Raw genomic sequence first — 26,205 nt, 5'->3', positions numbered from 1 at the left:
CGGCTCGAGGGCGGCTGACGGTCGCCCTCTGTGTTAATCAAGTTTGACTAGCCGGGGCTCGGGCAGTACCTTCCGGCATGCGTAGTCAAACTTGACTACGTGGTGCGGAGAAGAGCATGAGGGAGAGGGGAAGACCTTGGCCGACAGCGATCCCGCGATCGTCGTCGAGGGGCTGCGGAAGACCTACCGGGACAAAGAGGCCCTCGCCGGACTCGACCTGACCGTCCCGCGGGGCACCGTGCACGCCGTGCTCGGCCCCAATGGCGCGGGCAAGACCACCTGCGTACGGATCCTGGCCACCCTGCTGCGGCCCGACGGCGGCCGGGCCGAGGTCGCCGGGTACGACGTGCTGCGCGACCCCGACGAGGTCCGCTACCGCATCGGACTCGTCGGCCAGCACGCCGCGGTGGACGAGGAGCTGAGCGGACGGCAGAACCTGGAGATGTTCGGCCGCCTCTACCACCTGGGCGGACGCCGGGCGGCGGACCGCGCGGACGAGCTGCTGGAGCGGTTCGGCCTTGCCGGAACCGGCACCAAGGCGGTCGGCCGGTACAGCGGCGGGATGCGGCGCAGGCTGGACCTCGCGGCGAGCCTCATCATGCGGCCGCGGATCCTCTTCCTGGACGAGCCGACCACCGGGCTCGACCCCCGGGGCCGTACGGAGGTGTGGAACGCGGTCCGCTCGCTGGTGGACGGCGGTACGACCGTGCTGCTGACCACCCAGTACCTGGAGGAGGCGGACCAACTCGCCGACCGCGTCTGCGTGATCGACGGCGGACGGGCCATCGCCGACGGGACCGCCGACGAGCTCAAGGCCCGGCTCGGCGGGGACCGCATCGAGGTGGTGCTGCGCGACGCGGGCCAACTGACCGCCGCCGCCTCGGTCGTCGGCACGGCGACCGGCGCCGCCGAGGTCGAGACCGACCCCGACCGGCGGCGGCTCGGCGCGCGGGTCACCGACCGGGTGGCCGCGCTGACGGAGACCGTAAGGGCGCTGGCGGCGGCCGGGATCGAGGCGGAGGACATCGTGCTGCGCCGCCCCACGCTCGACGAGGTCTTTCTGCACCTCACCGGGAAGCCGGGCACGGCGGACACGGGCACGGCGGCCACGGCCACGGGCACGGTGGCCACGGCCATGGCGGACACCGCCGAGGAGGAGACCCTCGTATGACGACCGCGACCCTCATCGACTCCTGGACCATGACCCGCCGCGGACTCGCCCACTGGGCCCGGCAGCCCGTCCAGGTGGCCGTCCAGCTGGTCTTCCCGGTGATGATGCTGCTGATGTTCGCCTACTTCCTCGGCGGCGGGATGACCGTCCCGGGCGGCGGCGACTACAAGGACTACCTGGTGCCGGGCACGTTCGCGCTCACCATGGTGTTCGGCCTCGAAGGGACGATGCTCGCCATCACCCAGGACCTCAACAAGGGCGTCATCGACCGCTTCCGCTCGATGCCGATGGCCCGCTCGGCGGTCCTGGTCGGGCGCAGCGTGCTGGACATGCTCCAGTCGGCGCTCGGGCTGCTCGTCCTCCTCGGGGTCGGGCTCGCGATGGGCTGGCGCTGGCACGGCGGGTTCGGCGACGCGCTGCTCGCTGTCGGGCTGCTGCTGTGGCTGCGCTTCGCGATGCTGTGGCTCGGCATCTTCCTGGGCATGGCCGCCGGGCGCCCGGAGATGGTGCAGGCCGTACAGATCCTGGTCTGGCCGGTGGGCTTCCTCTCCAACGTCTTCGCCTCGCCCGAGACCATGCCCGACTGGCTCGGCGCCGCCGCGGTCTGGAACCCGATGTCGGCGACGGCCACCGCGATCCGCGAACTGTTCGGCAGCCCCGGCGGTGGTGGTGACTCCTGGGCGGCGGACCACGCCCAACTCCTCGCCGTCTGCTGGCCGCTGGCGCTGATCGCGGTCTTCCTCCCGGTCGCGGTGCGGCGTTACGGGAGGCTCAGCCGCTGACCGCGGCCCCCCGGATCCGGATTCCGCGCCGGTCACACCTCCACCGGTCGTCACCGGTTGCGGATACGGTGCAGGTATGGGGAACGACAGGTCGGGCACGGGGGCGGAGACGGCGAGCGGGCCCGGATACGCCCTGCTGCTCGCCGCCGGTCCGGCCGGCAAACAGCGACTGATGGACGCGGCCGCCGCGCTGCCCCAGCTCGCCGCCGTGCCACCGGCGGCGCTGCTGGGCACGCCGGGTGGCGCCAGCGTCGTCCAACTCGTGGACCCGGCCGACCCGCAAACCGTACTGACGCATCTGCGGACCGCCGCCGCGCACCCGGGCCCGGTGCTGGTCCATCTCGCGGGCCAGCTCACCCTCGACGCCAAACAGCGGCTGCCGCACCTGGCGTTGGCCCGTACGACGCCGAGGACCGCCCGCTACACGGCGCTGCCCTGGCACTGGCTGGCCGCCGAACTCGGCCGGCGGCCGGCGGGCAGCACCGTCGTGGTCGCCGACCTGGTGGCCGACGAGACGGCCTGGCCGCCGCTGAGAACCGCCGGCCCGTCCGCCCTCGCGGCCGGACTGACCCTCTACGGCACGGTGGCACCCGCCCCGCCCAAGCGGCAGCTGGCGACGCCGGACTACAGCCGGGCGTTCGCCGGCCTGCTGCGGGCCGCCGCCGAACGCCCGCCTCTCCCGCTCCTGCACCAGCGCGCGGCCCTGGAGGCCGGGCTGGGCCCCGGCCCCGAACTGCTCCTGGACGGCACCGGGTCGGGCGAGCCGTACGCGCCCCCGGACGCCGCCCCATGGGCCGGGCAGACGGGGCAGAGCGCACCGCCCGGGGCGACCGGGACAACTGGACCGGTCGGGGCGACCGGGACAACTGGACCGGTCGGGGCGACCGGGGCAACTGGACCGGTCGGGGCGGCTGACCAGGCCGGGCCGACCGAGCAGGCCATATCGACTGGACAAACCGGAGAAATCCGGCCGACCGGGCAGACCGGAGCAGTCGACCGGGCCGGAGCAACCGGACTGGGCGGACCGGGCGGACGGGGCGGACGGGGCGGGGCAACCGGATCGAGCGGACCGGGCGGACTGGGCGGATCGAGCGGATCGAGCGGGGCAACCGGATCGAGCGGACCGGGCGGACCGGGCGGATCGAGCGGATCGAGCGGGGTAACCGGATCGAGCGGATCGAGCGGATCGAGCAGGGCAACCGGACCGAGCGGAGCAACCGGATCGAGCGGATCGAGCAGGCCGAGCGGACCGATCAGGCAGGCCGGACCGACCGGGGCAGCCGGGCCGGTGGCGGCCACGCCGCCGCCCATGCCGCCGGGCCCTCCCGAATCGTTCCTCCCCGCCGACCCCCGACCGGCGCCACCATCACTGCGCCCGCCCCGGCCGACGCACGCCCCCCTGCCCCCGCCGCCCGGGTGGGCGCCCGTGGCCGATCCGCTCGCCTCGACGCACGCGGCGATATTCGAGGCGGCCAACGCGGGGCGGCACAGCGAGGCGGCCTCGATGGCGGCCGCCTGGGAGCAGGAGGCGCTCCGGACGGCCGGTCCCCGGTCCGACGACGCGATCCACTGGCTGGAGGTCCGCGCCGATCTCTCCCGTATCGCCGGGGACCCGGCCCGCGCCTGCGAGCTGTGGCTCGCGGTGGCCGACGCGCGGCTGGGCAATGGGGAACCGGCCGAGCACCCCGAGGTCGAGGGGGCCGTGGACCGGGCGCACCACCAGTGGCAGTTCGTGGCGGACCGGGTCAGGGCCGGTGCCCTCGCCCCGCTGCTGATCGAGCTGCGGGGCCGGGTGCCCGGCCGCAGACCCGGTGCGCTGGAGGCGGTCCGGCGCCGGGCCGAGCTGCTCCGGGCCCCGGCCCGTACGCGCTGACCGCCGTCGTTCCCGGCCCGTACGCGCTGACCGCCGTCGCGCCGGGTCCGTACGCGCTGACCGCCGTCGTTCCCAGGACCGGAGACACCGGGCTCAGTGGTGGAACGCCTTGACGGCCTTCCCCATGGGCGCGGGCTGTGACCGCAGCTCCGGCAGCAGCGACTCCAGGTCGCCCAGGAAGAGATCGGCGAGGTCCTCCGAGAAGCCGTTGCGGCACACCACCCGCAGTACGGACAGGTCCTCCCGGTTGGGCGGGAAGGTGTACGCGGGCACCAGCCAGCCGCGTTCGCGCAGCCGCCGGGAGACGTCGTAGACGTCGAAGTCGCGGATCCCCTCCGCCGTGGTGAACGCGAACACCGGCAGCTGATCGCCGCGGCTGAGCATGGTGAAGTCCCCGAACGCCTCGATCCGCTCGGCGAGCGAGCGCGCCACATCGCGGGTCTGCTGCTGGACGGCGCGGTAGCCCTCCCGGCCCAGCCGTACGAAGGTGTAGTACTGGGCGGCCACCTGGGAGCCGGGGCGGGAGAAGTTGAGCGAGAACGTGGGCATGTCGCCGCCGAGGTAGTCGACGCGGAAGACCAGCTCCTCGGGCAGCGCGTCCGCCGTACGCCACAGCGCCCACCCCACTCCGGGGTAGACCAGGCCGTACTTGTGGCCCGAGGTGTTGATGGAGGCGACCCGCGGCAGCTGGAAGTCCCACACCAGGTCCGGGTCGAGGAACGGCGCGACCATCGCGCCCGAGGCGCCGTCCACATGCACCGGGATGTCCAGGCCCGTGCGCTCCTGGAGGTCGTCCAGCGCGCGGCACACCTCGGCGACGGGTTCATAGGAGCCGTCGAAGGTGGAGCCGAGGATCGCGACGACCCCGATGGTGTTCTCGTCGCACAGCTCGGCGGCGGCCTGGGGATCGAGGTGGAACCGGTCGCCCTCCATGGGCACCTGCCGCGCCTCCACCTCCCAGAAGGCGCAGAACTTCTCCCAGCACACCTGGACATTGGTGCCCATGATCAGATTGGGGCGGGCGGTGGCCGGATAGCGCACCGGGTTCCGCTTGGCCCAGCGCCGTTTGAAGGCCATTCCGGCCAGCATGCACGCCTCGCTCGACCCCGTGGTGGAGCAGCCCACGACCGCGTCCGGGTCGGGGGCGTGCCACAGATGGCCGAGCATCGTCACGCACCGCCGCTCCAGTTCGGCGGTGCGCGGATACTCATCCTTGTCGATCATGTTCTTGGCGAGGCAGTCGGACATCAGCCTGCCCGCCTGCGGCTCCATCCACGTGGTGACGAACGTGGCCAGATTCTGGCGGGCGTTGCCGTCCAGCATCAGCTCGTCATGGACGAACTGATACGCCGTCGTGGGCGCCATCGGCTCGTCCGGGAGGCAGCGGCGCGGGGGCCGGCCGGTCATTCCGCTGACCGGATTGGCCTCGCCGTAGAGCGGGTTGATGGAGAAATCGGGGCTTTCGTCGAGGTCGCGTCGGCCGGGAGCGCCTTTGTGAAGTGCCATCTTCGTTAAATTAGGGGCATATCGGAGATAAACCCCGACCCCGCGCCGTCCCCTCGTGCCCCGCCCCGCCCCGCGCTACCGCGTCACGGCTACCCCGCGCTGCTGAGCGACAGCTTCGCCGCGAAGCCGAGGAACGCCGTGCCCGCGGCCGCCGAGAGCCCCGCCGTCAGCCGCCGGCGCCGCCGGAAGGTGGCCGCCAGATACGTACCGCTGAAGATCAGCACCGACAGATAGGTGATGCTGAACAGCTGCGCCCAGGCGCCCAGCGCCACGAAGGACAGCGCGGGATGGGCGTAGTCCGGATCCACGAACTGCACGAAGAAGGAGATGAAGAAGAGGATCGCCTTCGGGTTCAGCAGGCTGATGACCAGCGCCCGGCGGTACGGGCGCTCGCCCTCCGCGGACCCCATGGCCGTATCCACGGCCCCGTCCGCGCGCCGCGTCCCGTCCGCGCGCCGCGTCCCGTCCGCGCCCCGCGTCCCGTCCGCGCTCCGCGCCTCCGCCGCGCCCCGCGTCCCGTCCGCGCTCCGGGCCGCCTCCGCGGTCCCCGGGCGGCGGCGCCACAGCGCCCGCGCCCCGCGCAGCATGCCCACCGCCAGCCAGGTCAGATAGCCCGCGCCCGCGAACTTGACCACCGCGAAGAGCACCGGGCTCGCATGCAGCAGCGAGGCCACCCCGCCCGCCGACAGCGCCATCAGCACGGCGTCGCCGCAGAGCACCCCGGCCGCCGCCCGATAGCCGGTACGCGGGCCGCGGCGGGCCGCGACCGACACCACATACAGCGAATTGGGGCCCGGCAGCAGGATGATCAGCGCCAGACCGGCCAGATACGTCGAAAGATCGGTTATCCCCAGCACGATCGGCAGGATGACAGTGGTCCGCCGCGCCGCCCAGTCGGTTTCGCCATCCGGACTTGCACCTCACGCGACGTGAGGGAGCACCGTGGAACCCGTACCGAACAGAAGGAGAGCGGATTCGGCCATGAGCTATTCCGTGGGACAGGTGGCGAGCTTCGCCGGCGTCACGGTGCGCACGCTGCACCACTACGACGAGATCGGGCTGCTGCGCCCCGGCGCCCGAAGCGCGGCCGGGCACCGGCGTTACGACGACGCCGACCTCGACCGGCTGCAACGGATCCTGTTCTACCGGGAGCTCGGCTTTCCGCTCGAGGAGGTGGCGGTGCTGCTCGACGACCCGGACATCGATCCGCAGGCCCACCTGCGGCGTCAGCACCAGCTGCTGTCCGACCGGATCGAGCGGCTGCGGAAGATGGCCGCCGCCGTCGAACGAGCCATGGAGGCGCGGAAGATGGGCATCAACCTGACCCCCGGGGAGAAGTTCGAGGTCTTCGGGGACTTCGACCCGGACGAGCACCAGGAGGAGGTCGAGCAGCGCTGGGGGAACACCGAGGCGTACCGGGAGTCCCAGCGCAGGGCGGCCTCGTACACCAAGGAGGACTGGAAGCGGATCCAGGAGGAGGCGGACGAACTCAGCAACCGCTTCCTCGCGCTGATGGGCGCGGGCACCCCGCCGACGTCCGAGGCGGCGATGGACCTCGCCGAGGAGCACCGGCAGGGGATCGGCCGGAACCACTACGAGTGCGGCCATGAGATGCACGCCTGTCTGGGCCGGATGTATGTCTCGGACCACCGCTTCACGGAGAACATCGACAAGGCCGGGCCGGGGCTGGCCGGCTACCTCCGGGACGCGATCCTCGCCAACGCGGAGCGGCACGGCTACCGGGCGTCCGAAGAATCGTGACACCTGCGGCGGGCTGCTCCCCGCCCCGCCCCTTCCCACAACGGGGGACTCCGCCCCCAGACCCCGGGGTCCAGGGGCGAAGCCCTTGGGCGGGGCCACCGAGGGCGGGCCGCCTTCGTGGTGGGAACCAAGGGCACGCACACGGCGTTGATAGCTTTGGGCGGCACACTGCGAAGAACACTCAGTCCGCCCCGAACCTGCGGCCGGGCCTCGCACGAGCCTGCATTCCTCGACCCAGGAGCCTCACCCGTGACCACCCTCGCGCTCGGCCCTCAGTGGCTGGACCCGGACTATCTGATCGAGACCTTCGGTCTGCTCGGCGTTCTGGCCATCGTTTTCGCGGAGTCCGGCCTGCTCATCGGCTTCTTCCTGCCGGGCGACTCGCTGCTGTTCACCACCGGCCTGCTGGTGACCACCAATGTGATCAAGCAGGATCTGTGGCTGGTGTGCGTGGCCGTGGCGGTCGCCGCGATCGTCGGTGACCAGGCCGGATATCTCTTCGGCCGGAAGGTGGGGCCGTCGCTCTTCCGGCGCCCCGACTCCAAGCTCTTCAAACAGGAGAACGTGGAGAAGGCACATGAGTTCTTCGAGAAGCACGGGCCGAAGTCGCTGATCCTCGCCCGCTTCGTGCCCATCGTGCGGACGTTCACGCCGATCATCGCGGGCGTGAGCCGGATGAACTACCGCTCGTTCATCATCTTCAATGTCATCGGCGGTGTGCTGTGGGGCACCGGCGTCACCCTGCTCGGCTCGGCGCTCGGGAAGGTCGACTTCGTGCATCAGCACATCGAGCTGATGCTGATCGCGATCGTGCTGCTGTCGATCGTCCCGATCGTGATCGAGTTCCTCCGGGCGCGCGGCAAGGCGAAGAAGGAGGCCGCCGCGCAGCCGGAGCCGCAGGGGCCGGCCGCGGGTTCCCCCTCTCAGGGGCCTTCCCCCTCCCAGGGGCCGCGCGGGCGCCACGCCAAGCGCTGAGCGGTCGCCAGCGCTGAGCGGTCGCCAGGCGCTGAGCGGTCCTTTCACCAGGCTTCACATCTCTCACACACCGCCCCCACTTCACACTCGGCGGTCACCGCCCCGCACAATGGGCTCCGGTGGCCGCCGATGTTGCATCCTTGGCTGCTGGGAAAGATACGGGGAGGGCTGGTGAGGAGCGAGAAGACGTGAGGTCGGACCGTCAGCAGACGCCGCGTGCCGTGAGCGCGGCGGAGACGGACACGGGGGAGCAGCAGAAGCCGCTGTCCGACGAGGCGCACAGCGCCTTCACCCCACCCCTGGGCATACCCCTGCCGCCGCCGCCCGAGGACGAGCATCCGACATCGGAGTTCGCCGTCCCCGACGGACTGACGGCGGAAGCCCACGCCGAGCCCGAGGGCTCGGCGTTCGTGCCGCCCGCCGGGGTGAAGACGCCCTCGAACAACCAGACCACCGGCGGCTTCCCCGTCATCACCCCGCCGAACGGCATCCCCGTCGTCCGGCTGACCAAGGACGCCCCCTGGCAGGACCGGATGCGCACGATGCTGCGCATGCCGATCAGCGATCGCCCGACGCCCGAGCGGATCGAGCGGCAGGACGATACCGGCCCGGCGGTGCCGCGTGTGCTCGACCTCACTCTCCGCATCGCCGAGCTGCTGCTCGCGGGCGGTGAGGGGGCCGAGGACGTCGAGGCGGCCATGCTCGGCGTGGCGCACGCGTACGGGCTCGACCGCTGCGAGCCGACCGTCACCTTCACCCTGCTGTCGGTCAGCTACCAGCCCTCGCTGGTCGACGACCCGGTCACCGCCAGCCGGACCGTGCGCCGCCGGGGCACCGACTACACCCGGCTGTCCGCGGTCTTCCGGCTCGTGGACGACATCACCTCGCGGGACGACTTCACGCTGGAGGAGGCGTACCGGCGGCTCGCCGAGATACGCCGTAACCGCCACCCCTACCCCGGCTGGGCGCTCACCATGGCCGGCGGCGGGCTGGCCGGCGCGGCGAGCATGCTGGTCGGCGGTGACTGGCCGGTCTTCTTCGCGGCGGCCCTCGGCGCGATGCTCGGCGACCGGCTGGCGTGGCTGGCCTCCGGGCGCGGGCTTCCGGAGTTCTACCAGTTCGTGGCCGCGGCGATGCCGCCCGCCGCGATCGGGGTGGCGCTCAGCCTCGCCGACTCCGGGCTCCAGGCGTCCGCCGTGATCACCGGTGGGCTGTTCGCCCTGATCCCGGGGCGGGCGCTGGTCGCGGGCGTCCAGGACGGGCTGACCGGCTACTACATCACCGCGGCGGCGCGCCTGCTGGAGGTCGGCTATCTGATCGTGGGCATCGTCTGCGGGGTGCTCACGGTGCTCTACGGGGGCGTCCAGCTCGACGCCAAGCTCAATCCGGAGGCGGCGCTGCGCCATGTGGAGCGGCCGTACATCCAGATCCTGGCGGCGATGCTGCTCGCGCTGACCTTCTGCATCCTGCTCCAGCAGGAACGTCACACCGTGCTGTTCGCCACGCTCAACGGCGGGGTCGCCTGGGTGGTCTACGGCGCGCTGGCCGACACCGCCAACGTCCCGCCGGTGGCCGCCACGACCGTGGCCGCCGGGCTGGTCGGCCTCTTCGGCCAGCTGCTCTCGCGATATCGATACGCCTCGGCGCTGCCGTACGTCACGGCGGCGATAGGGCCGCTGCTGCCCGGTAGCGCGACCTACTTCGGGCTGCTCGCGCTGGCCCAGGGCAATCTGGACCGCGGCATTCCGCACCTCACCCAGGCGGCGGCACTGGCCCTGGCGATCGCCATAGGGGTGAACCTGGGAAGCGAGGCCGCGCGCCTGTTCCTGAAGATGCCCGGCACGGACAACGACCCCTCCGGCCGCCGCGCCGCCAAGCGCACACGGGGCTTCTGACCGGGAGCCGGGAGCCGGGGGTCAGGGTCGAAAACGCCGGGAGGGCGGGGCCGGAAACGCCGGGAGGGCGGGGCACCCGCGTGGTGCCCCGCCCTCCCGGCGTAGATCCGTATCGCTCAGGACTCAGTGGCCGCCGGCGGCCTCGAGACGCTTGATGGACGCCTCCACCTCGGCCTCGGCGTCGGCGCGGCCCACCCAGTTGGCCCCCTCGACCGACTTCCCCGGCTCCAGGTCCTTGTAGACCTCGAAGAAGTGCTGGATTTCCAGGCGGTCGAACTCTGAAACGTGGTGAATATCACGCAGGTGCTCCACCCGGGGGTCGGAGGCCGGTACGCAAAGCAGCTTGTCATCGCCGCCCGCCTCGTCGGTCATCCTGAACATGCCGATGGCGCGGCACTTGATCAGGCAGCCGGGGAACGTCGGCTCGTCGAGAATGACCAGTGCGTCCAGCGGATCACCGTCCTCGCCGAGGGTGTTCTCGACGAAGCCGTAGTCCGCGGGGTAGCTGGTCGACGTGAAGAGTCGCCGGTCAAGGCGGATGCGACCCGTCTCGTGGTCCACCTCGTACTTGTTCCGCGAACCCTTCGGGATCTCGATGGTGACGTCGAACTCCACGGGTGGCTCCTCCATGATCAACACATACGTCTGGTGATTAAGTGTCCCCCACGCAGGTGTGTGGTGGCGAAAGGGGCTGGTCGGTCGTGCCTGAAGCCCGATCGTGGCAGGTCAGGGAGTGGCTGAGCCACCGGCTGAGCCGTGGGCGACGCGAGTTGGACCGGATGCGCGGGCGTGGGCAGCGCGAGTGGAGCCACGTGCGCGGGCGTGGGCTGCGCGAGTGGAACCGCGTGCGCGCCCGTATCCGGCGCGAATGGCGCAATACGCCCCGCGAGCAGCAGCGGACCTGGCAGCTGGTGGCGGTCTCCGCCGCGACCGGCCTGGTCGTCGCCGTGGTGTCGGTGCTGGTGGCCGGGCCCTGGGACGGCGGTCAGCGGACGGCCGAACGCGCCCGCGCCACCGATGACGGTGCCCCGGGCGAGCGGCACGGCGGCCCGGGGCGGCCCGCGCCCAGCGCGGCGCCCGTCCTGGCGGCGCTCGGCACGCGCCCCGCGCCCCGGTCGCCGGACAGCGGCGGCGACGCCGTGCCGCCGCCCACCGGCGCGGGGCTCGCCGATACGCTCGAACCGCTGCTGAAGGATCCCGCGCTGGGCGATGAGCGCTCGGTGGCGGTGATGGACGTGACCACCGGTCAGCAGGTGTTCGGCGCCAAGGCGGGCACGGCCGCCGTCCCCGCCTCCACGATCAAGCTCGCGACCGGTGCCGCGGCCCTCTCCGCCCTCGGCCCGGACCACCGCATCAGGACCAGCGTCGTGGCGGGCGCGGGCAAGGACGACATCGTGCTGGTCGGCGGCGGCGACCCGACGCTCACCGCGCGGGCCGTCAAGGGGGACGACCACCCCGCCGCGCTCCGCCAGTTGGCCGATGACACCGCCCGCGCCCTGAAGAAGCGTGGCGCGGGCCCCTACCGGCTCGGCTACGACACCTCGCTCTACGCCGGGCCGAAGCTCCACACCATCGGCCCCAACGAGAACCTCTCGCCCGTCGTCCCCCTGATGGCCGATGAGGGCCGTAAGGACGACAGCGACCACGGCCCGGCCCCGCGCGCCGAGGACCCGGCCGCCGACGCGGCCGGGTCCTTCGCCGCGATGCTGCGCGACCGCGGCGTCGAGGTGAAGGACGAACCCCGGGCGGGCAAGGCCGCCAAGGGCGCCCGTACGGTGGCCTCCGTCCGCTCCCAGCCGCTGTCCTCGCTCGTCGAGCGGATGCTGACCACCAGCGACAACGACATCGCCGAGGCACTGGCCCGGCAGACCGCCCTCGCCGCGGGCGAGCCCGCCAGCTTCGAGGGCGGCGCGAAGGCCGTGACCCAGCGGCTGCGCAAGCTGGAGCTGCCCCTGGGCGGTGCCCGGATCGCGGACGGCAGCGGGCTCGACCGCGCCGACCACGTCTCCGCCGGGCTGCTCGCCCAGGTGCTGGTGCGCGCCGCCGACCACGACCACCCCGAACTGCGGTCACTGCTCACCGGGCTGCCGGTGGCCGGTTTCACCGGCACCCTGCGCACCCGCTACGCCCAGGACGCGGTCGGCCGGGGCGTGGTCCGCGCCAAGACCGGCACCCTCACCGGGGTCAACAGCCTCGCGGGCTCGGTCGTGGACGCGGACGGCCGACTGCTGGTCTTCGCGTATCTGACCAACGGCACCACCGACGCCAATGGCGCCCAGCGCGCCCTGGACCGGATGGCCTCGGCCCTCGCCAACTGCGGCTGCCGCTGAGCGAAGGAGTGACCCGGACGCGGGGCGGCCGCCATGGTGGCCGTAGAGATCCCTGAGGCAACGAGGGTGACCCGGACGCGGGGTGGCCGCCTGTGCGGACCCCGGTGTCCTCCCGGATGGGGCGCGGGCCACGTACCGTGAAGCCATGACGAGCATCGGTGGTGTGGAGATGGTCGACTGGAATCTCGCGGTCGCGACCGCGACCCGGCTGGTGCGCCCGGGTCCCGAGGTGAGCCGCGACGAGGCGCGCGCGGTCGTCGCGGAGCTGCGCCGGCACGCCAAGTCCTCCGAGGAGCACGTCCGCGCCTTCACCCGGATGGCCGTCTCCGGCGGCCCGGCCTCCGACACCCCCGTCCTCGTCGTGGACCGCGCGGGCTGGATCAGGGCGAACGTGGCGGGCTTCCGGCAGATTCTCAAACCGCTGCTCGGCAAGGTGCAGGACCGGCGCGGCGGACTGCCCGGCGGGGCGGTGCTGGGCGCGGTCGGCGGCAAGGTGACCGGGGTCGAGCTGGGGATGCTGCTGTCCTTCCTGGCCTCCCGGGTGCTCGGCCAGTACGAGACCTTCGCGCCCTCGACCCGCGAGCTGCCCGGCTCCCCGGGCGGCGGCCGGCTGCTGCTGGTGGCGCCCAACATCGTCCATGTCGAGCGCGAACTCGACGTGGCCCCGCACGACTTCCGGCTGTGGGTCGCGCTGCACGAGGAGACCCACCGCACCCAGTTCACCGCCGTGCCCTGGCTGCGCGACCACATCGAGTCGGAGATCCAGGCGTTCCTCGGCGAGACCGACGTGGACCCGGCCACCCTGCTGGAGCGGGTCCGCGAGGCCGTCCAGTCGCTGAGCGGCGGCCGTCCCGCCGACGAGGGGGACGAGGCGGACGGGCGCGGCGCGCCCAGCATCATCGAGCTCGTGCAGACCCCGGCCCAGCGGGAGATCCTGGCCCGGCTGACCGCGGTGATGTCGCTGCTGGAGGGGCACGCCGACTACGTCATGGACGGGGTGGGGCCGGAGGTCGTGCCGTCCGTCGCGGAGATCCGGGAGAAGTTCCAGAAGCGCCGGGCGAGCGGCGCGGGCCGGCTCGACCAGGCGCTGCGCAAACTGCTGGGGCTCGACGCCAAGCTGCGGCAGTACCGTGACGGGGAGCGGTTCGTACGGGCCGTGGTGAACCAGGTCGGCATGGACGGCTTCAACCGGGTCTGGACCTCGCCCAACACCCTTCCGACCAAGACGGAGATCAGCAAACCCGCCGAGTGGGTCGCGCGGGTGCACCGCAAGGCGGAGTCCTAGAACCGGCACACAACCGGCACACGCGGAAACGGACGAACGCCCCCTTTAATCACTCGTCCGAGGGACCGTTGGCGACGGGTAGGCGTGCGATGCTCGGGGAACAGCTCACTTCTGTCACCATCGACATACGCAGCGTGACGAAAGGCTCGTACCGCTCGTACTCCTCGTACCCCCCGAGGCACCCCCTCGAATGACAGATGGGAAACGGACATGGGTCCCCATCCAGCGGTCGCCGCGATACGCCTCGCGGTCCGCCGCGTCCTCCACGACATCCTCGTCGCCCACTCGGCCGCGTCCTCGGCCGCCTCGTCGCCTTCCGCTCCCCCCTCGCTCTCCCCGGCGGCCTCGGCCCCCGGCCCCCGCGGCTCCGCCCCGCGGGACGACGCACCGCTCGTGCTCGCCGCCTGCTCGGGCGGCGCCGACTCCATGGCACTCGCCTCCGCCCTCGCCTTCGAGGCCCCGCGGGCCGGGCTGCGGGCCGGCGGGGTCACCGTCGACCACGGTCTCCAGCAGGGGTCCGACGCCCGCGCCGCCGAGGTCACCGACCGGATGCGGGACCTGGGCCTGGCGCCGGTCGAGGCGGTCGCCGTGGCCGTCGGCCGGAGCGGCGGCCCCGAGGCCGCCGCCCGGGACGCCCGCTACACCGCGCTGGACGCCGCCGCCGAGCGCCACGGAGCCGCCGCCGTGCTGCTCGGCCACACCCGTGACGACCAGGCCGAGACGGTTCTGCTGGGCCTCGCCCGCGGCTCCGGCACCCGCTCGCTGTCCGGTATGGCCTGGGTCTCCGGCACCGGCGGCCGCTACCGCCGCCCCTTCCTCCAGCTGGACCGGCACACCGTCCGCGAGGCGTGCCTGGCCCAGTCGCTGCCCGTCTGGGACGACCCGCACAACGTGGACCCCTCCTACACCCGCTCCCGGGTCCGTCACGAGGCGCTGCCCATCCTGGAGAAGGCGCTGGGCAAGGGCGTCGTCGAGGCGCTCGCCCGCACCGCCCAGCTCTCCCGTGACGACGCCGACGCCCTCGACGCCTGGGCCGCCCGCGCCGAGGCCGATGTGATGACCACCGCACCGGCGGCGGCCGGTGGCGCGCGGGCCGTGCACCTCGACACCGTCGGACTGCACGGTTTGCCCACCGCCGTCCGCCGCCGGGTGCTGCGCCGGGCCGCCATCGCCGCGGGCGCGCCCGCCGGTTCGCTCTTCGCCCGTCACATCGAAGAGGTGGACCGGCTGATCACCGGCTGGCGGGGGCAGCGGGCCATCAACCTCCCCGGCCGCGTCGAGGTCCGCCGGGAGGGTGGCAGACTGGTCATCCGGCAGGGCTGATCCGCCCGTGCCAGTTGAGCCGGTAGTCGAACGAGAGTGGCGCGGGTGGACGACAAGGACATGGGCACCGACCTCAAGTCGGTCCTCATCACCGAGGCAGAGATCGACGCGAAGCTGGCCGAGCTGGCCGCCGCCATCGACGAGGAGTACGCGGACAAGGATCTGCTGATCATCGGCGTACTCAAGGGCGCGGTGATGGTGATGGCGGATCTGGCGCGTGCCCTCTCCACGCCCGTCACCATGGACTGGATGGCCGTGTCGTCCTACGGCGCGGGCACCCAGTCCTCCGGGGTGGTGCGTATCCTGAAGGACTTGGACACCGACATCAAGGGCAAACACGTCCTGATCGTCGAGGACATCATCGACTCCGGACTGACGCTGTCGTGGCTGCTGTCGAACCTGGGCTCGCGCGAGCCGGCCTCGCTGAACGTCTGCACTCTGCTGCGCAAGCCGGAGGCGGCCAAGGTCGCCATCGAGGTGAAGTGGGTCGGCTTCGACATCCCCAATGAGTTCGTCGTCGGCTACGGGCTGGACTACGCCGAGAAGTACCGGAACCTTCGGTTCGTCGGCACCCTGGCCCCGCACGTCTACGGCGGCTGACGGGCGCCGCCGCTCCCTGGGAACCTGGCGGGGTTTTCCGCCGTTGGAGCTGGGGAAGGCGGTTTTGTTAACAGTCCACGGCGGCGTCGGGTGACAATGCTGGGGTACCGTCCGAAGGTCAGTCTTTTTCGAGACTGAGGATTACACAGCTCATACACCGCAAATACACCGCAATACACCGCACGCACAGGCGCCTCTCCAGGGCTGCCGTGCCTCACTGTGGCAGGAGGGACGGGGCGGCTTCGCCCCGTATGGATGGACGTGAAGCGCTACTTCCGTGGGCCGGTCATGTGGATCGTGCTGGCCGTCCTCGCCGTGGTCGTGTTGATGCAGGTCGTCGGCTCGTCCGGCGGCTACAAGTCGGTGGACACCAGTCAGGTCGTCAAGGCGATCAACCAGAACCAGGTCCAGTCCGCCGAACTGACGACCGGCGACGAGCACAAGGTAAAGATCCAGCTCAAGGACAACGTCGCCAAGATCTCGGGCAGCGACAAGCTCCAGGCCACCTACATCGGTGACCAGGGCGTCGACCTCGCCAAGACTCTGCAGGCCAACGCCCAGAAGCAGGGCGGGATCCCCGACGGGTACAACGTCTCGACGTCGAAGCAGAACCCCTTTGTCGGGATTCTGCTCTCGCTGCTCCCGTTCGTGCTGATCGTCGTGGTCTTCCTGTTCCTGATGAATCAGATGCAGGGCGGCGGCTCCCGGGTGATGAACTTCGGGAAGTCGAAGGCCAAGCTCATCACCAAGGACACGCCGAAGACGACCTTCACCGATGTGGCGGGGGCCGACGAGGCGGTCGAGGAGCTCCAGGAGATCAAGGAGTTCCTACAGGAGCCGGCGAAGTTCCAGGCCGTGGGCGCCAAGATCCCCAAGGGTGTGCTGCTCTACGGCCCGCCCGGTACGGGTAAGACGCTGCTCGCGCGTGCCGTCGCGGGCGAGGCGGGTGTCCCCTTCTACTCGATCTCCGGCTCCGACTTCGTCGAGATGTTCGTGGGTGTGGGTGCCTCCCGCGTCCGCGACCTGTTCGAGCAGGCCAAGGCCAACGCCCCGGCCATCGTCTTCGTCGACGAGATCGACGCCGTCGGCCGGCACCGCGGTGCGGGCATGGGCGGCGGCCATGACGAGCGCGAGCAGACGCTGAACCAGCTGCTCGTCGAGATGGACGGCTTCGATGTGAAGGGCGGCGTCATCCTGATCGCCGCCACCAACCGGCCCGACATCCTCGACCCGGCGCTGCTGCGCCCGGGCCGCTTCGACCGGCAGATCGCCGTCGACCGCCCGGACATGCAGGGCCGGCTGGAGATCCTCAAGGTCCACCAGAAGGGCAAGCCGGTCGCCCCGGACGTCGACCTGTCGGCCGTCGCCCGTCGCACCCCCGGCTTCACCGGTGCCGATCTGTCGAACGTGCTGAACGAGGCCGCCCTGCTGACGGCCCGCAGCGACGGGAAGCTGATCGACAACCACTTCCTGGACGAGGCGATCGACCGAGTCGTGGCCGGTCCGCAGAAGCGGACCCGGATCATGAGCGACAAGGAGAAGAAGATCACCGCGTACCACGAGGGCGGTCACGCCCTGGTCGCGGCGGCGTCTCCGAACAGCGATCCGGTGCACAAGGTCACGATCCTCTCCAGAGGCCGGGCCCTGGGCTACACCATGGTCCTGCCGGACGAGGACAAGTACTCGACCACGCGCAACGAGATGCTGGACCAGCTCGCCTACATGATGGGCGGCCGGGCGGCGGAGGAGCTCGTCTTCCACGACCCGACCACGGGCGCCTCCAACGACATCGAGAAGGCCACCACCACGGCCCGCGCGATGGTCACGCAGTACGGCATGACCGAGCGGCTCGGCGCGATCAAGTTCGGCTCCGACAACTCCGAGCCCTTCCTCGGCCGTGAGATGGCTCACCAGCGCGACTACTCCGAAGAGGTCGCCGCGCTGGTGGACGAGGAGGTCAAGAAGCTCATCGAGGCCGCGCACAACGAGGCGTGGGAGATCCTCGTCGAGAACCGGGACGTCCTGGACAACCTGGTGCTGGCGCTGCTGGAGAAGGAGACGCTGAACAAGGAGGAGATCGCCGAGATCTTCGCCCCGATCGTCAAGCGCCCGGCCCGCCCGGCGTGGACCGGCTCCTCGCGGCGTACGCCCTCCACCCGTCCGCCGGTGCTCTCCCCCCGGGAGCTCGCCCCGGCCAACGGCGCCCAGCCCACCTCGGCGGCCTCGCTGACCAAGAGCACCGCCCCGGAGGACGCCGCCGAGCGTCCCGAGGGCTCGGACTCCGGTTCGGAGAGCTGATCCCCACCACCGGGGGCGGCCTTCCGCTCCTGGTGGCCCCGGAATGAATGTCGCGTCCACCAGGTTCTAGCCTGGTGGACGCGGCATTTTCGCGTTCGTGTGCGTGTATGTGAGGAACGAGGCAGTCCATGACCGACCCGGTGACGCTGGACGGCGAGAGCCCCATTGGCGTGTTCGACGAGAAGCGCGCCGAGAACGCGATCCGCGAGCTGCTGATCGCCGTCGGCGAGGACCCCGACCGGGAGGGGCTGCGCGAGACGCCGGGCCGGGTGGCCCGTGCGTACAAGGAGATCTTCGCGGGGCTGCGCCAGGAGCCCGAGGACGTCCTGACCACCACGTTCGACCTGGGCCACGATGAGATGGTGCTGGTCAAGGACATCGAGGTGATGTCCTCCTGCGAACACCACCTGGTGCCCTTCGTGGGCGTGGCCCATGTGGGCTATATCCCGTCCCACGACGGCAAGATCACCGGGCTGTCCAAGCTGGCCCGGCTGGTCGATGTCTTCGCCCGCCGCCCCCAGGTCCAGGAGCGGCTCACCACCCAGATCGCCGAGTCCCTGATGCGGATACTGGAACCGCGCGGGGTGATCGTGGTGGTCGAGTGCGAGCACATGTGCATGACCATGCGCGGGGTGCGCAAGCCCGGCGCCAAGACCCTCACCTCGGCCGTCCGCGGCCAGCTGCGCGACCCGGCCACCCGGGCCGAGGCGATGAGCCTCATCATGGCCCGCTGAGCGGCTCCGCGCGGTTCAGCCGCGTATATGAGCTCAGCCGCGTATGACGACGCGGCTCAGCCGCGTACGACGGTGTGCTCCAGGCTCTCAGGCGCGGGCCGTCGCGCTCGGGCCGTTGCCGTCGTTGTCGTCGTCCTCCGGAAGCTTGAGCACCCGCTCCAGGAAGAACGCGGCCGCCACCACGCCCGCGCCCGCCAGAACCGAGCCCCCGGCGTAGAGCGCCTGATCGCGGCGGGCGGGCACATCGAGCTGCTCCATGGCCAGGAAGACGCCCACTCCGCCGTACATCCCCGCGATCAGCGCCGCCACCAGCGCGCTGGCCTGTCCGAAGACCACCGCGCGGGCGGCCACCATCGGGTCCACGCCCTTGGCGTCGGGCTGCCGCTCCCGCTGGGCGCGCAGCCGGGCCCGCAGCGACAGCGCGGTGGCGGCCAGCACCACCGCGATCAGGGCCAGCACGATCGGCGCGGCCACCGGGACGCTCGGCAGCGACCCGAAGGTGTCCCACAGCCGGGCGCCCGCCCACGACACCACACCGGCCACGGCGAACAGCCCGACCAGCACCCCGATCCGAAGTTGCTTCACCGAGCGGTCGCCCCTCAATCCAGTACGTACCAGCGTCTCCCGGAACCTATCCGGATCAACGTCTACTCGGGCAGTCGCAGTTCCAGATCGGTGCGGACCCGGACCCCGTCCAGGCCCATCGCCGCCAGCAGCCCCGCGACCGGGCCGCGTCCGGGCACCTCGGCCTGCGGATCCACGTCGTTCCACGGCACCAGGACGAACGCGCGCTCATGGGCGCGCGGATGCGGCAGGGTCAGCTGCGGGTCGTCGGAGACCACGTCCTGGTACGCCACGATGTCCACGTCGATGGTGCGCGGGCCCCAGCGCTCGTCCCGCACCCGCTCGAACGCCTCCTCGATGGCGTGGCCGCGCTCCAGCAGCGAGGACGGCGGCAGCGTCGTCTTGATCAGCACCACCGCGTTGAAGTACGTGGCCTGGGTGCCGGGCTCCACGCCCCACGGATCCGTCTCGTACACCGGCGACACGGCCTTGACCCGCAGGCCCGGGGTGTCCTCCAGCGCGTCGATCGCGCCCTGGAGGGTCTCCAGACGGTTGCCCAGGTTGCTGCCGAGCGAGATCACCGCCCGTTTGGGGTTGCTCAACGTCACATCGGCGGCGTCCACCTGCTCCACCACGGAGGCGGGAACGGGCTGCACGGTCGGGTCGCTGCTGCTCATACTCGGCTCCGGGTGATGGTGATGGTCACGTCGTCGAAGGGCACGGTGATCGGGGCCTGCGGCTTGTGCACCACGACCTCGACCTCCCGCACCACGTCGTGCTTGAGGCACCGGTCCGCGATCCGTTCGGCCAGCGTCTCGATCAGATCGACCGGCTCGCCCCGCACCACGTCCACGACCTCCTCCGCCACCACGCCGTAGTGGACGGTCTTGCCGAGGTCGTCGTCGGCCGCGGCGGGCCGAGTGTCCAGGCCGAGCACGAGGTCCACGACGAAGTCCTGGCCCTCCTCGCGCTCATGGGGCAGCACACCGTGGTGCCCGCGAGCCCTCAGGCCGCGCAGCGCGACACGATCCACCTGAACCACTCCTGCTGGTCGTCGGTACGCGGGCACGTCCCATCCGGAACGCACCACCCGTCCCCTGCCGTATGCGGGGGTACCTGCCTCGAATCTACCTGCGAGCTCCGGCGGCACTCGCCCATGGGGTGGGCGGCGCCGGCTGCCGACGCTCCGCGCCACAGCCTCCTACCCCCACCTCGCGGGGCGCGAACTCCGGTGGACTCAGCCCGGCAGCAGTCCGTCGTCGGCGGGGCCTTCGGGGCCGCCCGGCTCCTCGTCGTCGCTCTCCGCGAGCACCGGGGAGCCGTGGTGCGCCCAGACCTTCCAGCCGTCCTCCGTTCGGCGGAACACGTTCGTGGCCACGACCAGCTGGCCCACCAGCGGGCCGAGCTGGCCCTCCTCCTCCGCGGGGGCGCCGCTGAGGATGTTCTCGGTGCAGGTCACCATGGCGGTGTCGGCCATCACCGACACCTCGACATCCGTCAGGAAGAACTGGATGTAGTCCGTGTTGGCCATGATCAGGGCGTAGGAGCGGAGCACCTCGCCCCGGCCGCGCAGCACCGGCCAGCCCGGGTGGACACAGGACACCTCGGTGTCGGGGGAGTCCAGCCAGAGCCGCTGCAGCGTGGCGTGGTCGCCCTGCTCCATGGCGTCGTACAGCGCGGTGTTCACCAGCGCCACACGCTCGTTGTCCGTAAGGGAAGTCACAGCGCTCCCGCCGTGGTCTCGGCCGCTTCGATGGCCCGCGCCACGCGCACCGCGTCCGCGCTGGCCCGTACCTCGTGCACCCGGACGGCCCAGGCGCCCTCGCGCGCCGCGAGCGCGGAGACCGCCGCCGTGGCGGCGTCCCGCTCCCGGGCGGGCGGCGGGCTGCCCCCGTCACCGGCCAGGACCCGCCCCAGGAACCGCTTGCGGGAGGCCGCCACCAGCAGCGGCCGGCCCAGCTCCCGCAGCGCGGACAGATGGGCCACCAGCGCCAGATCGTGGTCGGCGTCCTTGGCGAAGCCCAGGCCCGGGTCGACCACGATCCGCTCCGGGTCGATACCGCCCGCGACGGCCCGCTCCAGACCGGCGCGCAGCTCGGCGACGACCTCGCCGACCACGTCCGCGTACACCGCCCGGTTGTTCATGTCGATCGACTGGCCGCGCCAGTGCATCACCACGAACGGCACCCCCGCCGCGGCCACCATGGGCACCATCGCGGGGTCGGCGCCGCCGCCGCTGACGTCGTTGACCAGCCGGGCCCCGGCCGCCACGGCCCGCTCGGCCACCGCGGCCCGCATGGTGTCCACGCTGATCACGGCCCCGGCCGCGGCCAGCTCCCGGACCACGGGGATCACCCGGCGCAGCTCCTCGGCCTCGTCGACGCGCGCCGCGCCGGGCCGGGTCGACTCACCGCCGACGTCCACCAGGTCGGCCCCGGCGGCGACCAGATCGAGACCGTGTTTGACGGCCAGATCGGTGTCGAACCACTTCCCGCCGTCGGAGAAGGAGTCGGGTGTGACGTTCACCACGCCCATCACCGCGCACCGGCTCCACTCCGGCAGTCCCGCCACCCGTCCCCGCCCATGCAACGTGCTCATGTGCCCAGCCTAGGCGTAGGCCCCGTCCGGCGGATCTACGCGGGGCCCGCGGCGTCAGCCGCTGATGTCGCGGGCGCGAAGATCCACCGGACGGGGCCTGGGGTGCGTTCTGGATCAGGCCGCCTGCTGGAGCTCCCGGCCCTCGGCCCGGTGCCGATGGGCGCAGGGCCGGGGCTCGGGGCGGCGGCCGCGGCGCAGCAGCCGGGGCAGGGCGAGCGAGACGAACCCCTCGGCCTGCATCGCGGCCAGGCCGATCCGCGGCAGGTCGCGGGTGTTGCGGAAGACCACGAAGCGCGGCTCCCAGCGCGGCTGGAACTTCGCGTTGAACTTGTACAGCGACTCGATCTGGAACCAGCGGGAGAGGAACACCAGCAGCGCCCGCCAGCCGCGCAGCACCGGGCCAGCGCCCAGCTTCTCGCCGCGCGCCAGCGCCGAGCGGAACATCGCGAAGTTCAGCGACACCCGCTCCACGCCCAGCTCGGGGGCGGCCCGCAGAGCGGCCACGATCAGCAGCTCGTTCATGCCCGGGTCGGCGCTCCGGTCGCGCCGCATCAGCTCCAGCGACATCCCGTCCCGGCCCCACGGCACGAAGTGCAGCACGGCCTTGAGGTCCCCGTACGGGCCCTCCTCGGCGCCCTCGTCGGCGGCCTTGTGGGCGGTGGCGATGACCGCGTCCCCGTCCGCCGGGTCACCGATCCGACCCAGCGCCATCGAGAAGCCGCGCTCGGTGTCGGTGCCCCGCCAGTCGGCGGCGGCGCGCCGGATGGTCTCCAGCTCCTCGGGGCTCAGCTCGGAGGCGCGCCGCACCCGGGTCTGGTAGCCGGCCCGCTCGATCCGCTTGACCATCTGGCGCACATTGCGCATCGCGCGCCCGGAGAGGGTGAAGTCCGCCACATCGACGATGGCCTCGTCGCCGAGCTCCAGCGCGTCCAGGCCGGTCTCGCGGGTCCACACCTCGCCGCCGGTCTCGCTGCAGCCCATCACCGCCGGGGTCCAGGAGTGGGCCCGCGCCTCCTCCATGAAGCGGGCGATCGCACCGGGCCAGGCCTCCACGTCGCCGACCGGGTCGCCGCTGGCGAGCATCACCCCGGAGACCACGCGGTAGCAGACCGCGGCCTTGCCGGTGGGGGAGAAGACCACGGCCTTGTCGCGGCGGAGCGCGAAGTGGCCGAGCGAGTCGCGGCGCCCGTGGGCGGCGAGCAGACCCCGCAGCCGCTCCTCGTCCTCGCCGGTGAGACGGGCGGCGGGGTGCTCGGGGCGGAAGGCGAGATAGGCGGTGGTGGCGACGGTCAGCAGGCCCAGCGCGCCGAGGGAGTAGCCGACGGTGTAGTCCGCGCCATGGCGGTAGTCGACCGGCCCCTCGAAGCCGAACAGGCCCCACAGGACGTGCTCCAGCTGCTCGCCCAGCGACGGGCTTCCCTCGATGGCGTCCGGATGGGACCGGACGATGAGCAGTCCCACGGTGACGCTGACCGCGCCCATGACCACGAGGTTGGCCAGCGCCATCCAGCGGCTGCGGGGGTCCGGCAGGGCCGCGAACTCGGCGCGGTACCGGATCAGCACCCCCATCAGCACGAGGGAGAGGACCATGCCGATGACCGAGTGCCGGTAGAGCAGCTGTGCGGCGGCGCCGACCGGCAGCAGCCCCACGGCCGCGACCCAGGCCCGCCGCTTACGCCGCTTGAGGCCGTGGGCCAGCATCAGCAGCAGCAGACCGACCACGATCGAGGCGGCGGCCGCCAGGGAGCTCACGGCCCCCGGCAGCAGCTCGGCCAGCGCGTGCACCCTGCTGTGCCGCAGCCGGGGGAAGACGATGTCCATCAGCCCGATCAGCGTGCACGCGGTGCCGACGCCGGTGGGCACCGCCTCCGGCCTGGGGCCGCGTGGCAGGCGCCGTATCCGGGTGGGAACCTTCCCGGATGTTTCGGCATCTTGACTGTCAGACATCTGTATTCCCGTCGCTTCGGTCAAGAGGATCTTCGGTTCTGTTGCGCGGCATCCGCACGATTTGCGTCCAGTAAGACGGCGTTTGAAGGAGTGGGGTTCACTCCCCGGCCACGGCTGGGGGGTTCCCCGGCGGCACGGGGGGCCGGCCGCCCGGCAGAAAGATAGTGATGGGTCTCACGAGCAACAACATCGTGATCGCGGCAGCCGTCGCGGCGTTGCTGCTGTTCGCGGCCACGATATGGCTGTGGCCCCGGCTGGCCGGGCGCGGCGTGGCTCCCGTGCTCGGCCGGGTCGGCATGCTACTGGGCACGCAGCTGACCGTGTTCATGGCGTTCGGACTGTTCGCCAATCAGTCCTTCGGATTCTACGGATCCTGGTCCGACCTCTTCGGTACGCAGGACGAGCCGGGTGTCGTGGTGGATCATGACACCCCGGGCACCCGGGTGCGAGTCACCGAGACCCGCCACCTGGCCATGGACGGCGGCTCCTCGCCCAGGATCGCCGGCCGCATCGAGAAGGTGAAGGTCCAGGGGCCGGTCTCCGGGATCGCGAGCCCGGCGTACATCTATCTGCCGCCGGAGTACTTCCGGCCCGAGTACGCCCGGCGGACCTTCCCCGCCGCGCTGGTGCTGACCGGGTACCCCGGCACCACCGAGTCGCTCATCAATGGCCTGAAGTATCCACAGCAGTCGCACCGGCTGGTCAAAGCGGGGAGGATGCAGCCCCTCGTCCTGGTGATGATGCGGCCGACGGTCGCGTCGCCGCGCGACACCGAGTGCGTGGACGTGCCCGGCGGGCCGCGGGCCGAGACGTTCTTCACCAAGGACCTGCCGAAGGCGGTGGCCGACCACTACCGCGTGGGCAAGCGGGCCCGTAACTGGGGCGTCATCGGAAATTCCACCGGCGGCTACTGCGCCCTGAAGATGGCGATGCGCCACCCCGACGCGTTCTCGGCGGCGGCCGGGCTCTCCCCTTCGTACAAGGCCCCGATCGACGCGACCACGGGCGATCTCTTCGGCGGCAGCGAGCGGCTGGAGCGGGAGAACGACCTGATGTGGCGGCTGGACCACAAACCGGCGCCGCCGGTCTCGCTGCTGGTGTCCAGCAGCGAGCACGGTGAGGAGAACTACAAGGACACCGTGCGCTTCGTGAACAAGGTGAAGCGGCTCAACCGGCGCGGGGAGCCGACCCGGGTCTCGTCGATCATCCTGAACACCGGCGGCCACAACTTCAACACCTGGAAGCGGGAGGTCCCCGCCGCGCTGGAGTGGCTCGGCGGCCGGCTCGCCGACCGCTGAACCCCCGGGGCTCGGGGGCCCGGGATGGGCCTACACGTCGGCCCTACACGTCGGCGACGGTCTGGAGCTGGACGTCGCCCCGGGCGATGCCGCCCGCGTCGGCGTCGATCGAGCGGCGGAGGGCCTCGTGGAGCCGGGCCGGGGTGAGGACGCCGAGGAAGCGGTCGTCGTCCAGCACCGCGATCCAGCCCGCGTCGTGCTGCAGCATCGTGCTGAACGCCTGCTTGAGCGGCGCCCCCACCGGTAGCCACGCCTCCATCCGGCGCGCGTGGTCCCGTACGGTCCCCCGCGCGCCGTCGGCCGCCTCCGCCGGGATCCAGCCGTGCAGCCGCTCCGCGTCGTCCAGGACGACGGCCCAGCGCGCCCCGTCGGCGGTCAGCTTGGCGGCCGCCTTGGTGAGTGGGTCGTCCAGGTGGACCACGGGCGGCTGGGTCAGGTCGCCGGGCTCGATGGGGGTGACCGAAAGCCGCTTCAGCCCCCGGTCCGCGCCGACGAAGTCGGCCACATACGGGGTGGCGGGCGCGCCCAGCACCGTGGCCGGGGTGTCGAACTGCTCGATCCGCCCCGAGCCGTAGACCGCGATGCGGTCCCCGAGCCGGACCGCCTCCTCGATGTCATGGGTGACGAAGAGCACGGTCTTACGCACCTGTGACTGAAGTCGCAGGAATTCGGTCTGCAGATGTTCGCGGACGACCGGGTCGACCGCGCCGAACGGCTCGTCCATCAGCAGCACCGGCGGATCCGCGGCCAGCGCGCGGGCCACGCCGACGCGCTGCCGCTGACCGCCGGAGAGCTGGTCGGGGTAGCGGTCGCCGTAGACGGACGGGTCGAGGCCGACCAGGTCCAGCAGCTCGGCGGCGCGCTCCCGCCCCTTCTTCCGCTGCCAGCCCAGCAGATGCGGCACGGTCGAGGTGTTCTCCAGCACGGTCTTGTGCGGGAAGAGCCCGACCTGCTGGATGACATAGCCGATACGGCGGCGCAGGGCGACCGGATCCGCCTCGGCGATGTCCTCGCCGTCCACCAGGATCCGCCCCGATGTCGGCTCGATGAGCCGGTTCACCATCTTCATCGTCGTCGTCTTGCCGCAGCCCGAGGGGCCGACGAGGGTGACCAGCTCGCCCTCCTCCACCTCGAAGGAGAGGTCGTCCACGGCCGTCGTGCCATCGGCGTAGCGCTTGGTGACATGCTCGAAACGGATCATGGCTCCCCATTGTTGCCGCATTCGTGGCAGACATTGTTGCTGTTGTGTGGCGATCGGACGAGAT

The 26,205-nt window shown here is 71.8% G+C and carries 23 protein-coding genes; 13 read left to right on the top strand and 10 right to left on the bottom strand.

Features of this window, described 5'->3' with window-relative positions:
* The first annotated feature begins 136 nt into the window (after positions 1-136).
* From JK364_RS20435 to JK364_RS55345, 3 genes are all read left to right on the top strand, one after another.
* Complete coding sequence (locus JK364_RS20435; protein ID WP_230992215.1) at positions 137-1,171, top strand: ATP-binding cassette domain-containing protein; 1,035 nt, start codon at positions 137-139, stop codon at positions 1,169-1,171.
* Complete coding sequence (locus JK364_RS20430) at positions 1,168-1,953, top strand: ABC transporter permease (protein WP_201852532.1); 786 nt, start codon at positions 1,168-1,170, stop codon at positions 1,951-1,953. The genes JK364_RS20435 and JK364_RS20430 overlap by 4 nt, the downstream gene beginning before the upstream one ends.
* A 76-nt stretch (positions 1,954-2,029) precedes the next feature.
* Positions 2,030-3,826 carry a collagen-like domain-containing protein gene (locus JK364_RS55345; RefSeq protein WP_230992214.1) on the top strand — a complete coding sequence of 599 codons (1,797 nt, stop codon included), beginning with the start codon at positions 2,030-2,032 and terminating at the stop codon, positions 3,824-3,826.
* Between the two features lie 93 nt (positions 3,827-3,919).
* Here JK364_RS55345 and gad read toward each other — a convergent pair whose 3' ends face one another.
* A complete protein-coding gene (gene gad, locus JK364_RS20415) occupies positions 3,920-5,332 on the bottom strand; it encodes a glutamate decarboxylase (protein ID WP_201852531.1) in 1,413 nt (470 codons plus the stop codon).
* Between the two features lie 89 nt (positions 5,333-5,421).
* Complete coding sequence (gene leuE, locus JK364_RS20410; protein ID WP_201852530.1) at positions 5,422-6,189, bottom strand: leucine efflux protein LeuE; 768 nt, start codon at positions 6,187-6,189, stop codon at positions 5,422-5,424.
* A 124-nt stretch (positions 6,190-6,313) separates the two neighbouring features.
* Between leuE and JK364_RS20405 the strand changes: the two genes are divergently transcribed.
* The 3 genes from JK364_RS20405 (at position 6,314) to JK364_RS20395 (ending at position 9,963) form a co-directional block, all read left to right on the top strand.
* A complete protein-coding gene (locus JK364_RS20405) occupies positions 6,314-7,093 on the top strand; it encodes a MerR family transcriptional regulator (protein WP_201852529.1) in 780 nt (259 codons plus the stop codon).
* A 249-nt stretch (positions 7,094-7,342) separates the two neighbouring features.
* Positions 7,343-8,068: a DedA family protein gene (locus tag JK364_RS20400; RefSeq protein WP_201852528.1), complete on the top strand. Its 726-nt coding sequence runs from the start codon at positions 7,343-7,345 to the stop codon at positions 8,066-8,068.
* A 188-nt stretch (positions 8,069-8,256) separates the two neighbouring features.
* Positions 8,257-9,963 (top strand): threonine/serine exporter family protein, encoded by a 1,707-nt coding sequence (locus JK364_RS20395; RefSeq protein ID WP_201852527.1) that lies wholly within the window; start codon positions 8,257-8,259, stop codon positions 9,961-9,963.
* 123 nt (positions 9,964-10,086) lie between these two features.
* Here JK364_RS20395 and JK364_RS20390 read toward each other — a convergent pair whose 3' ends face one another.
* Positions 10,087-10,578 carry an inorganic diphosphatase gene (locus tag JK364_RS20390; protein WP_201852602.1) on the bottom strand — a complete coding sequence of 164 codons (492 nt, stop codon included), beginning with the start codon at positions 10,576-10,578 and terminating at the stop codon, positions 10,087-10,089.
* 86 nt (positions 10,579-10,664) lie between these two features.
* Between JK364_RS20390 and dacB the strand changes: the two genes are divergently transcribed.
* From dacB to folE, 6 genes are all read left to right on the top strand, one after another.
* Positions 10,665-12,293, top strand: a complete 1,629-nt coding sequence (dacB, locus tag JK364_RS20385) for a D-alanyl-D-alanine carboxypeptidase/D-alanyl-D-alanine endopeptidase (protein WP_201852526.1) — start codon at positions 10,665-10,667, stop codon at positions 12,291-12,293.
* A 145-nt stretch (positions 12,294-12,438) separates the two neighbouring features.
* Positions 12,439-13,578, top strand: a complete 1,140-nt coding sequence (locus tag JK364_RS20380) for an Rv3626c family coenzyme F420 biosynthesis-associated protein (RefSeq protein ID WP_201852525.1) — start codon at positions 12,439-12,441, stop codon at positions 13,576-13,578.
* Positions 13,579-13,788: 210 nt separating this feature from the next.
* Complete coding sequence (tilS, locus tag JK364_RS20375) at positions 13,789-14,901, top strand: tRNA lysidine(34) synthetase TilS (protein ID WP_201852524.1); 1,113 nt, start codon at positions 13,789-13,791, stop codon at positions 14,899-14,901.
* Between the two features lie 60 nt (positions 14,902-14,961).
* Positions 14,962-15,501 (top strand): hypoxanthine phosphoribosyltransferase, encoded by a 540-nt coding sequence (gene hpt / locus JK364_RS20370; protein WP_201852601.1) that lies wholly within the window; start codon positions 14,962-14,964, stop codon positions 15,499-15,501.
* Between the two features lie 255 nt (positions 15,502-15,756).
* A complete protein-coding gene (gene ftsH / locus JK364_RS20365; protein ID WP_201852523.1) occupies positions 15,757-17,799 on the top strand; it encodes an ATP-dependent zinc metalloprotease FtsH in 2,043 nt (680 codons plus the stop codon).
* Positions 17,800-17,927: 128 nt separating this feature from the next.
* Positions 17,928-18,533: a GTP cyclohydrolase I FolE gene (folE, locus tag JK364_RS20360; RefSeq protein ID WP_059142458.1), complete on the top strand. Its 606-nt coding sequence runs from the start codon at positions 17,928-17,930 to the stop codon at positions 18,531-18,533.
* Positions 18,534-18,620: 87 nt separating this feature from the next.
* Here the strand turns inward: folE and JK364_RS20355 are convergent, their stop codons facing one another.
* From JK364_RS20355 to JK364_RS20330, 6 genes are all read right to left on the bottom strand, one after another.
* The gene (locus JK364_RS20355; protein WP_201852522.1) at positions 18,621-19,118 is read right to left on the bottom strand and encodes a DUF3180 domain-containing protein; all 498 of its coding nucleotides are present in this window, start codon (positions 19,116-19,118) and stop codon (positions 18,621-18,623) included.
* Between the two features lie 62 nt (positions 19,119-19,180).
* Positions 19,181-19,774, bottom strand: a complete 594-nt coding sequence (folK, locus tag JK364_RS20350; RefSeq protein ID WP_201852521.1) for a 2-amino-4-hydroxy-6-hydroxymethyldihydropteridine diphosphokinase — start codon at positions 19,772-19,774, stop codon at positions 19,181-19,183.
* On the bottom strand, positions 19,771-20,130 hold the full coding sequence (folB, locus tag JK364_RS20345; RefSeq protein WP_372461967.1) for a dihydroneopterin aldolase: 360 nt from the start codon (positions 20,128-20,130) through the stop codon (positions 19,771-19,773). The genes folK and folB overlap by 4 nt, the downstream gene beginning before the upstream one ends.
* 204 nt (positions 20,131-20,334) lie before the next feature.
* Complete coding sequence (locus JK364_RS20340; RefSeq protein WP_037964699.1) at positions 20,335-20,820, bottom strand: nuclear transport factor 2 family protein; 486 nt, start codon at positions 20,818-20,820, stop codon at positions 20,335-20,337.
* Complete coding sequence (folP, locus tag JK364_RS20335; protein WP_201852520.1) at positions 20,817-21,695, bottom strand: dihydropteroate synthase; 879 nt, start codon at positions 21,693-21,695, stop codon at positions 20,817-20,819. The genes JK364_RS20340 and folP overlap by 4 nt, the downstream gene beginning before the upstream one ends.
* Positions 21,696-21,809: 114 nt before the next feature.
* Positions 21,810-23,642, bottom strand: a complete 1,833-nt coding sequence (locus tag JK364_RS20330) for a phosphatidylglycerol lysyltransferase domain-containing protein (protein WP_201852519.1) — start codon at positions 23,640-23,642, stop codon at positions 21,810-21,812.
* Between the two features lie 167 nt (positions 23,643-23,809).
* Between JK364_RS20330 and JK364_RS20325 the strand changes: the two genes are divergently transcribed.
* Entirely contained in the window at positions 23,810-24,940 is a 1,131-nt protein-coding gene (locus JK364_RS20325) for an alpha/beta hydrolase (protein ID WP_201852518.1), read from the top strand.
* 43 nt (positions 24,941-24,983) lie between these two features.
* On the opposite strand, the gene JK364_RS20320 is transcribed toward JK364_RS20325, so the two are convergent.
* Complete coding sequence (locus tag JK364_RS20320; protein WP_201852517.1) at positions 24,984-26,141, bottom strand: betaine/proline/choline family ABC transporter ATP-binding protein; 1,158 nt, start codon at positions 26,139-26,141, stop codon at positions 24,984-24,986.
* Between the last annotated feature and the right edge of the window lie 64 nt (positions 26,142-26,205).

This window comes from Streptomyces endocoffeicus, from assembly GCF_016741935.1.
GTDB lineage: Bacteria > Actinomycetota > Actinomycetes > Streptomycetales > Streptomycetaceae > Streptomyces > Streptomyces endocoffeicus.
The sequence above is the reverse complement of the archived record's forward strand: the minus strand, read 5'-3'. Positions and strand labels throughout refer to the sequence as shown.

Excerpts from the sequence above, each read along its gene's own strand:
- folE (WP_059142458.1), top strand. The coding sequence starts at position 17,928 with ATGACCGACCCGGTGACGCTGGACGGCGAGAGCCCCATTGGCGTGTTC.
- JK364_RS20380 (WP_201852525.1), top strand. The coding sequence starts at position 12,439 with ATGACGAGCATCGGTGGTGTGGAGATGGTCGACTGGAATCTCGCGGTC.
- gad (WP_201852531.1), bottom strand. The coding sequence starts at position 5,332 with ATGGCACTTCACAAAGGCGCTCCCGGCCGACGCGACCTCGACGAAAGC.
- JK364_RS20330 (WP_201852519.1), bottom strand. The coding sequence starts at position 23,642 with ATGTCTGACAGTCAAGATGCCGAAACATCCGGGAAGGTTCCCACCCGG.
- JK364_RS20430 (WP_201852532.1), top strand. The coding sequence starts at position 1,168 with ATGACGACCGCGACCCTCATCGACTCCTGGACCATGACCCGCCGCGGA.
- JK364_RS20325 (WP_201852518.1), top strand. The coding sequence starts at position 23,810 with ATGGGTCTCACGAGCAACAACATCGTGATCGCGGCAGCCGTCGCGGCG.
- tilS (WP_201852524.1), top strand. The coding sequence starts at position 13,789 with ATGGGTCCCCATCCAGCGGTCGCCGCGATACGCCTCGCGGTCCGCCGC.
- JK364_RS55345 (WP_230992214.1), top strand. The coding sequence starts at position 2,030 with ATGGGGAACGACAGGTCGGGCACGGGGGCGGAGACGGCGAGCGGGCCC.
- JK364_RS20405 (WP_201852529.1), top strand. The coding sequence starts at position 6,314 with ATGAGCTATTCCGTGGGACAGGTGGCGAGCTTCGCCGGCGTCACGGTG.
- ftsH (WP_201852523.1), top strand. The coding sequence starts at position 15,757 with ATGGACGTGAAGCGCTACTTCCGTGGGCCGGTCATGTGGATCGTGCTG.
- JK364_RS20320 (WP_201852517.1), bottom strand. The coding sequence starts at position 26,141 with ATGATCCGTTTCGAGCATGTCACCAAGCGCTACGCCGATGGCACGACG.
- folK (WP_201852521.1), bottom strand. The coding sequence starts at position 19,774 with ATGAGCAGCAGCGACCCGACCGTGCAGCCCGTTCCCGCCTCCGTGGTG.
- hpt (WP_201852601.1), top strand. The coding sequence starts at position 14,962 with ATGGGCACCGACCTCAAGTCGGTCCTCATCACCGAGGCAGAGATCGAC.
- folP (WP_201852520.1), bottom strand. The coding sequence starts at position 21,695 with ATGAGCACGTTGCATGGGCGGGGACGGGTGGCGGGACTGCCGGAGTGG.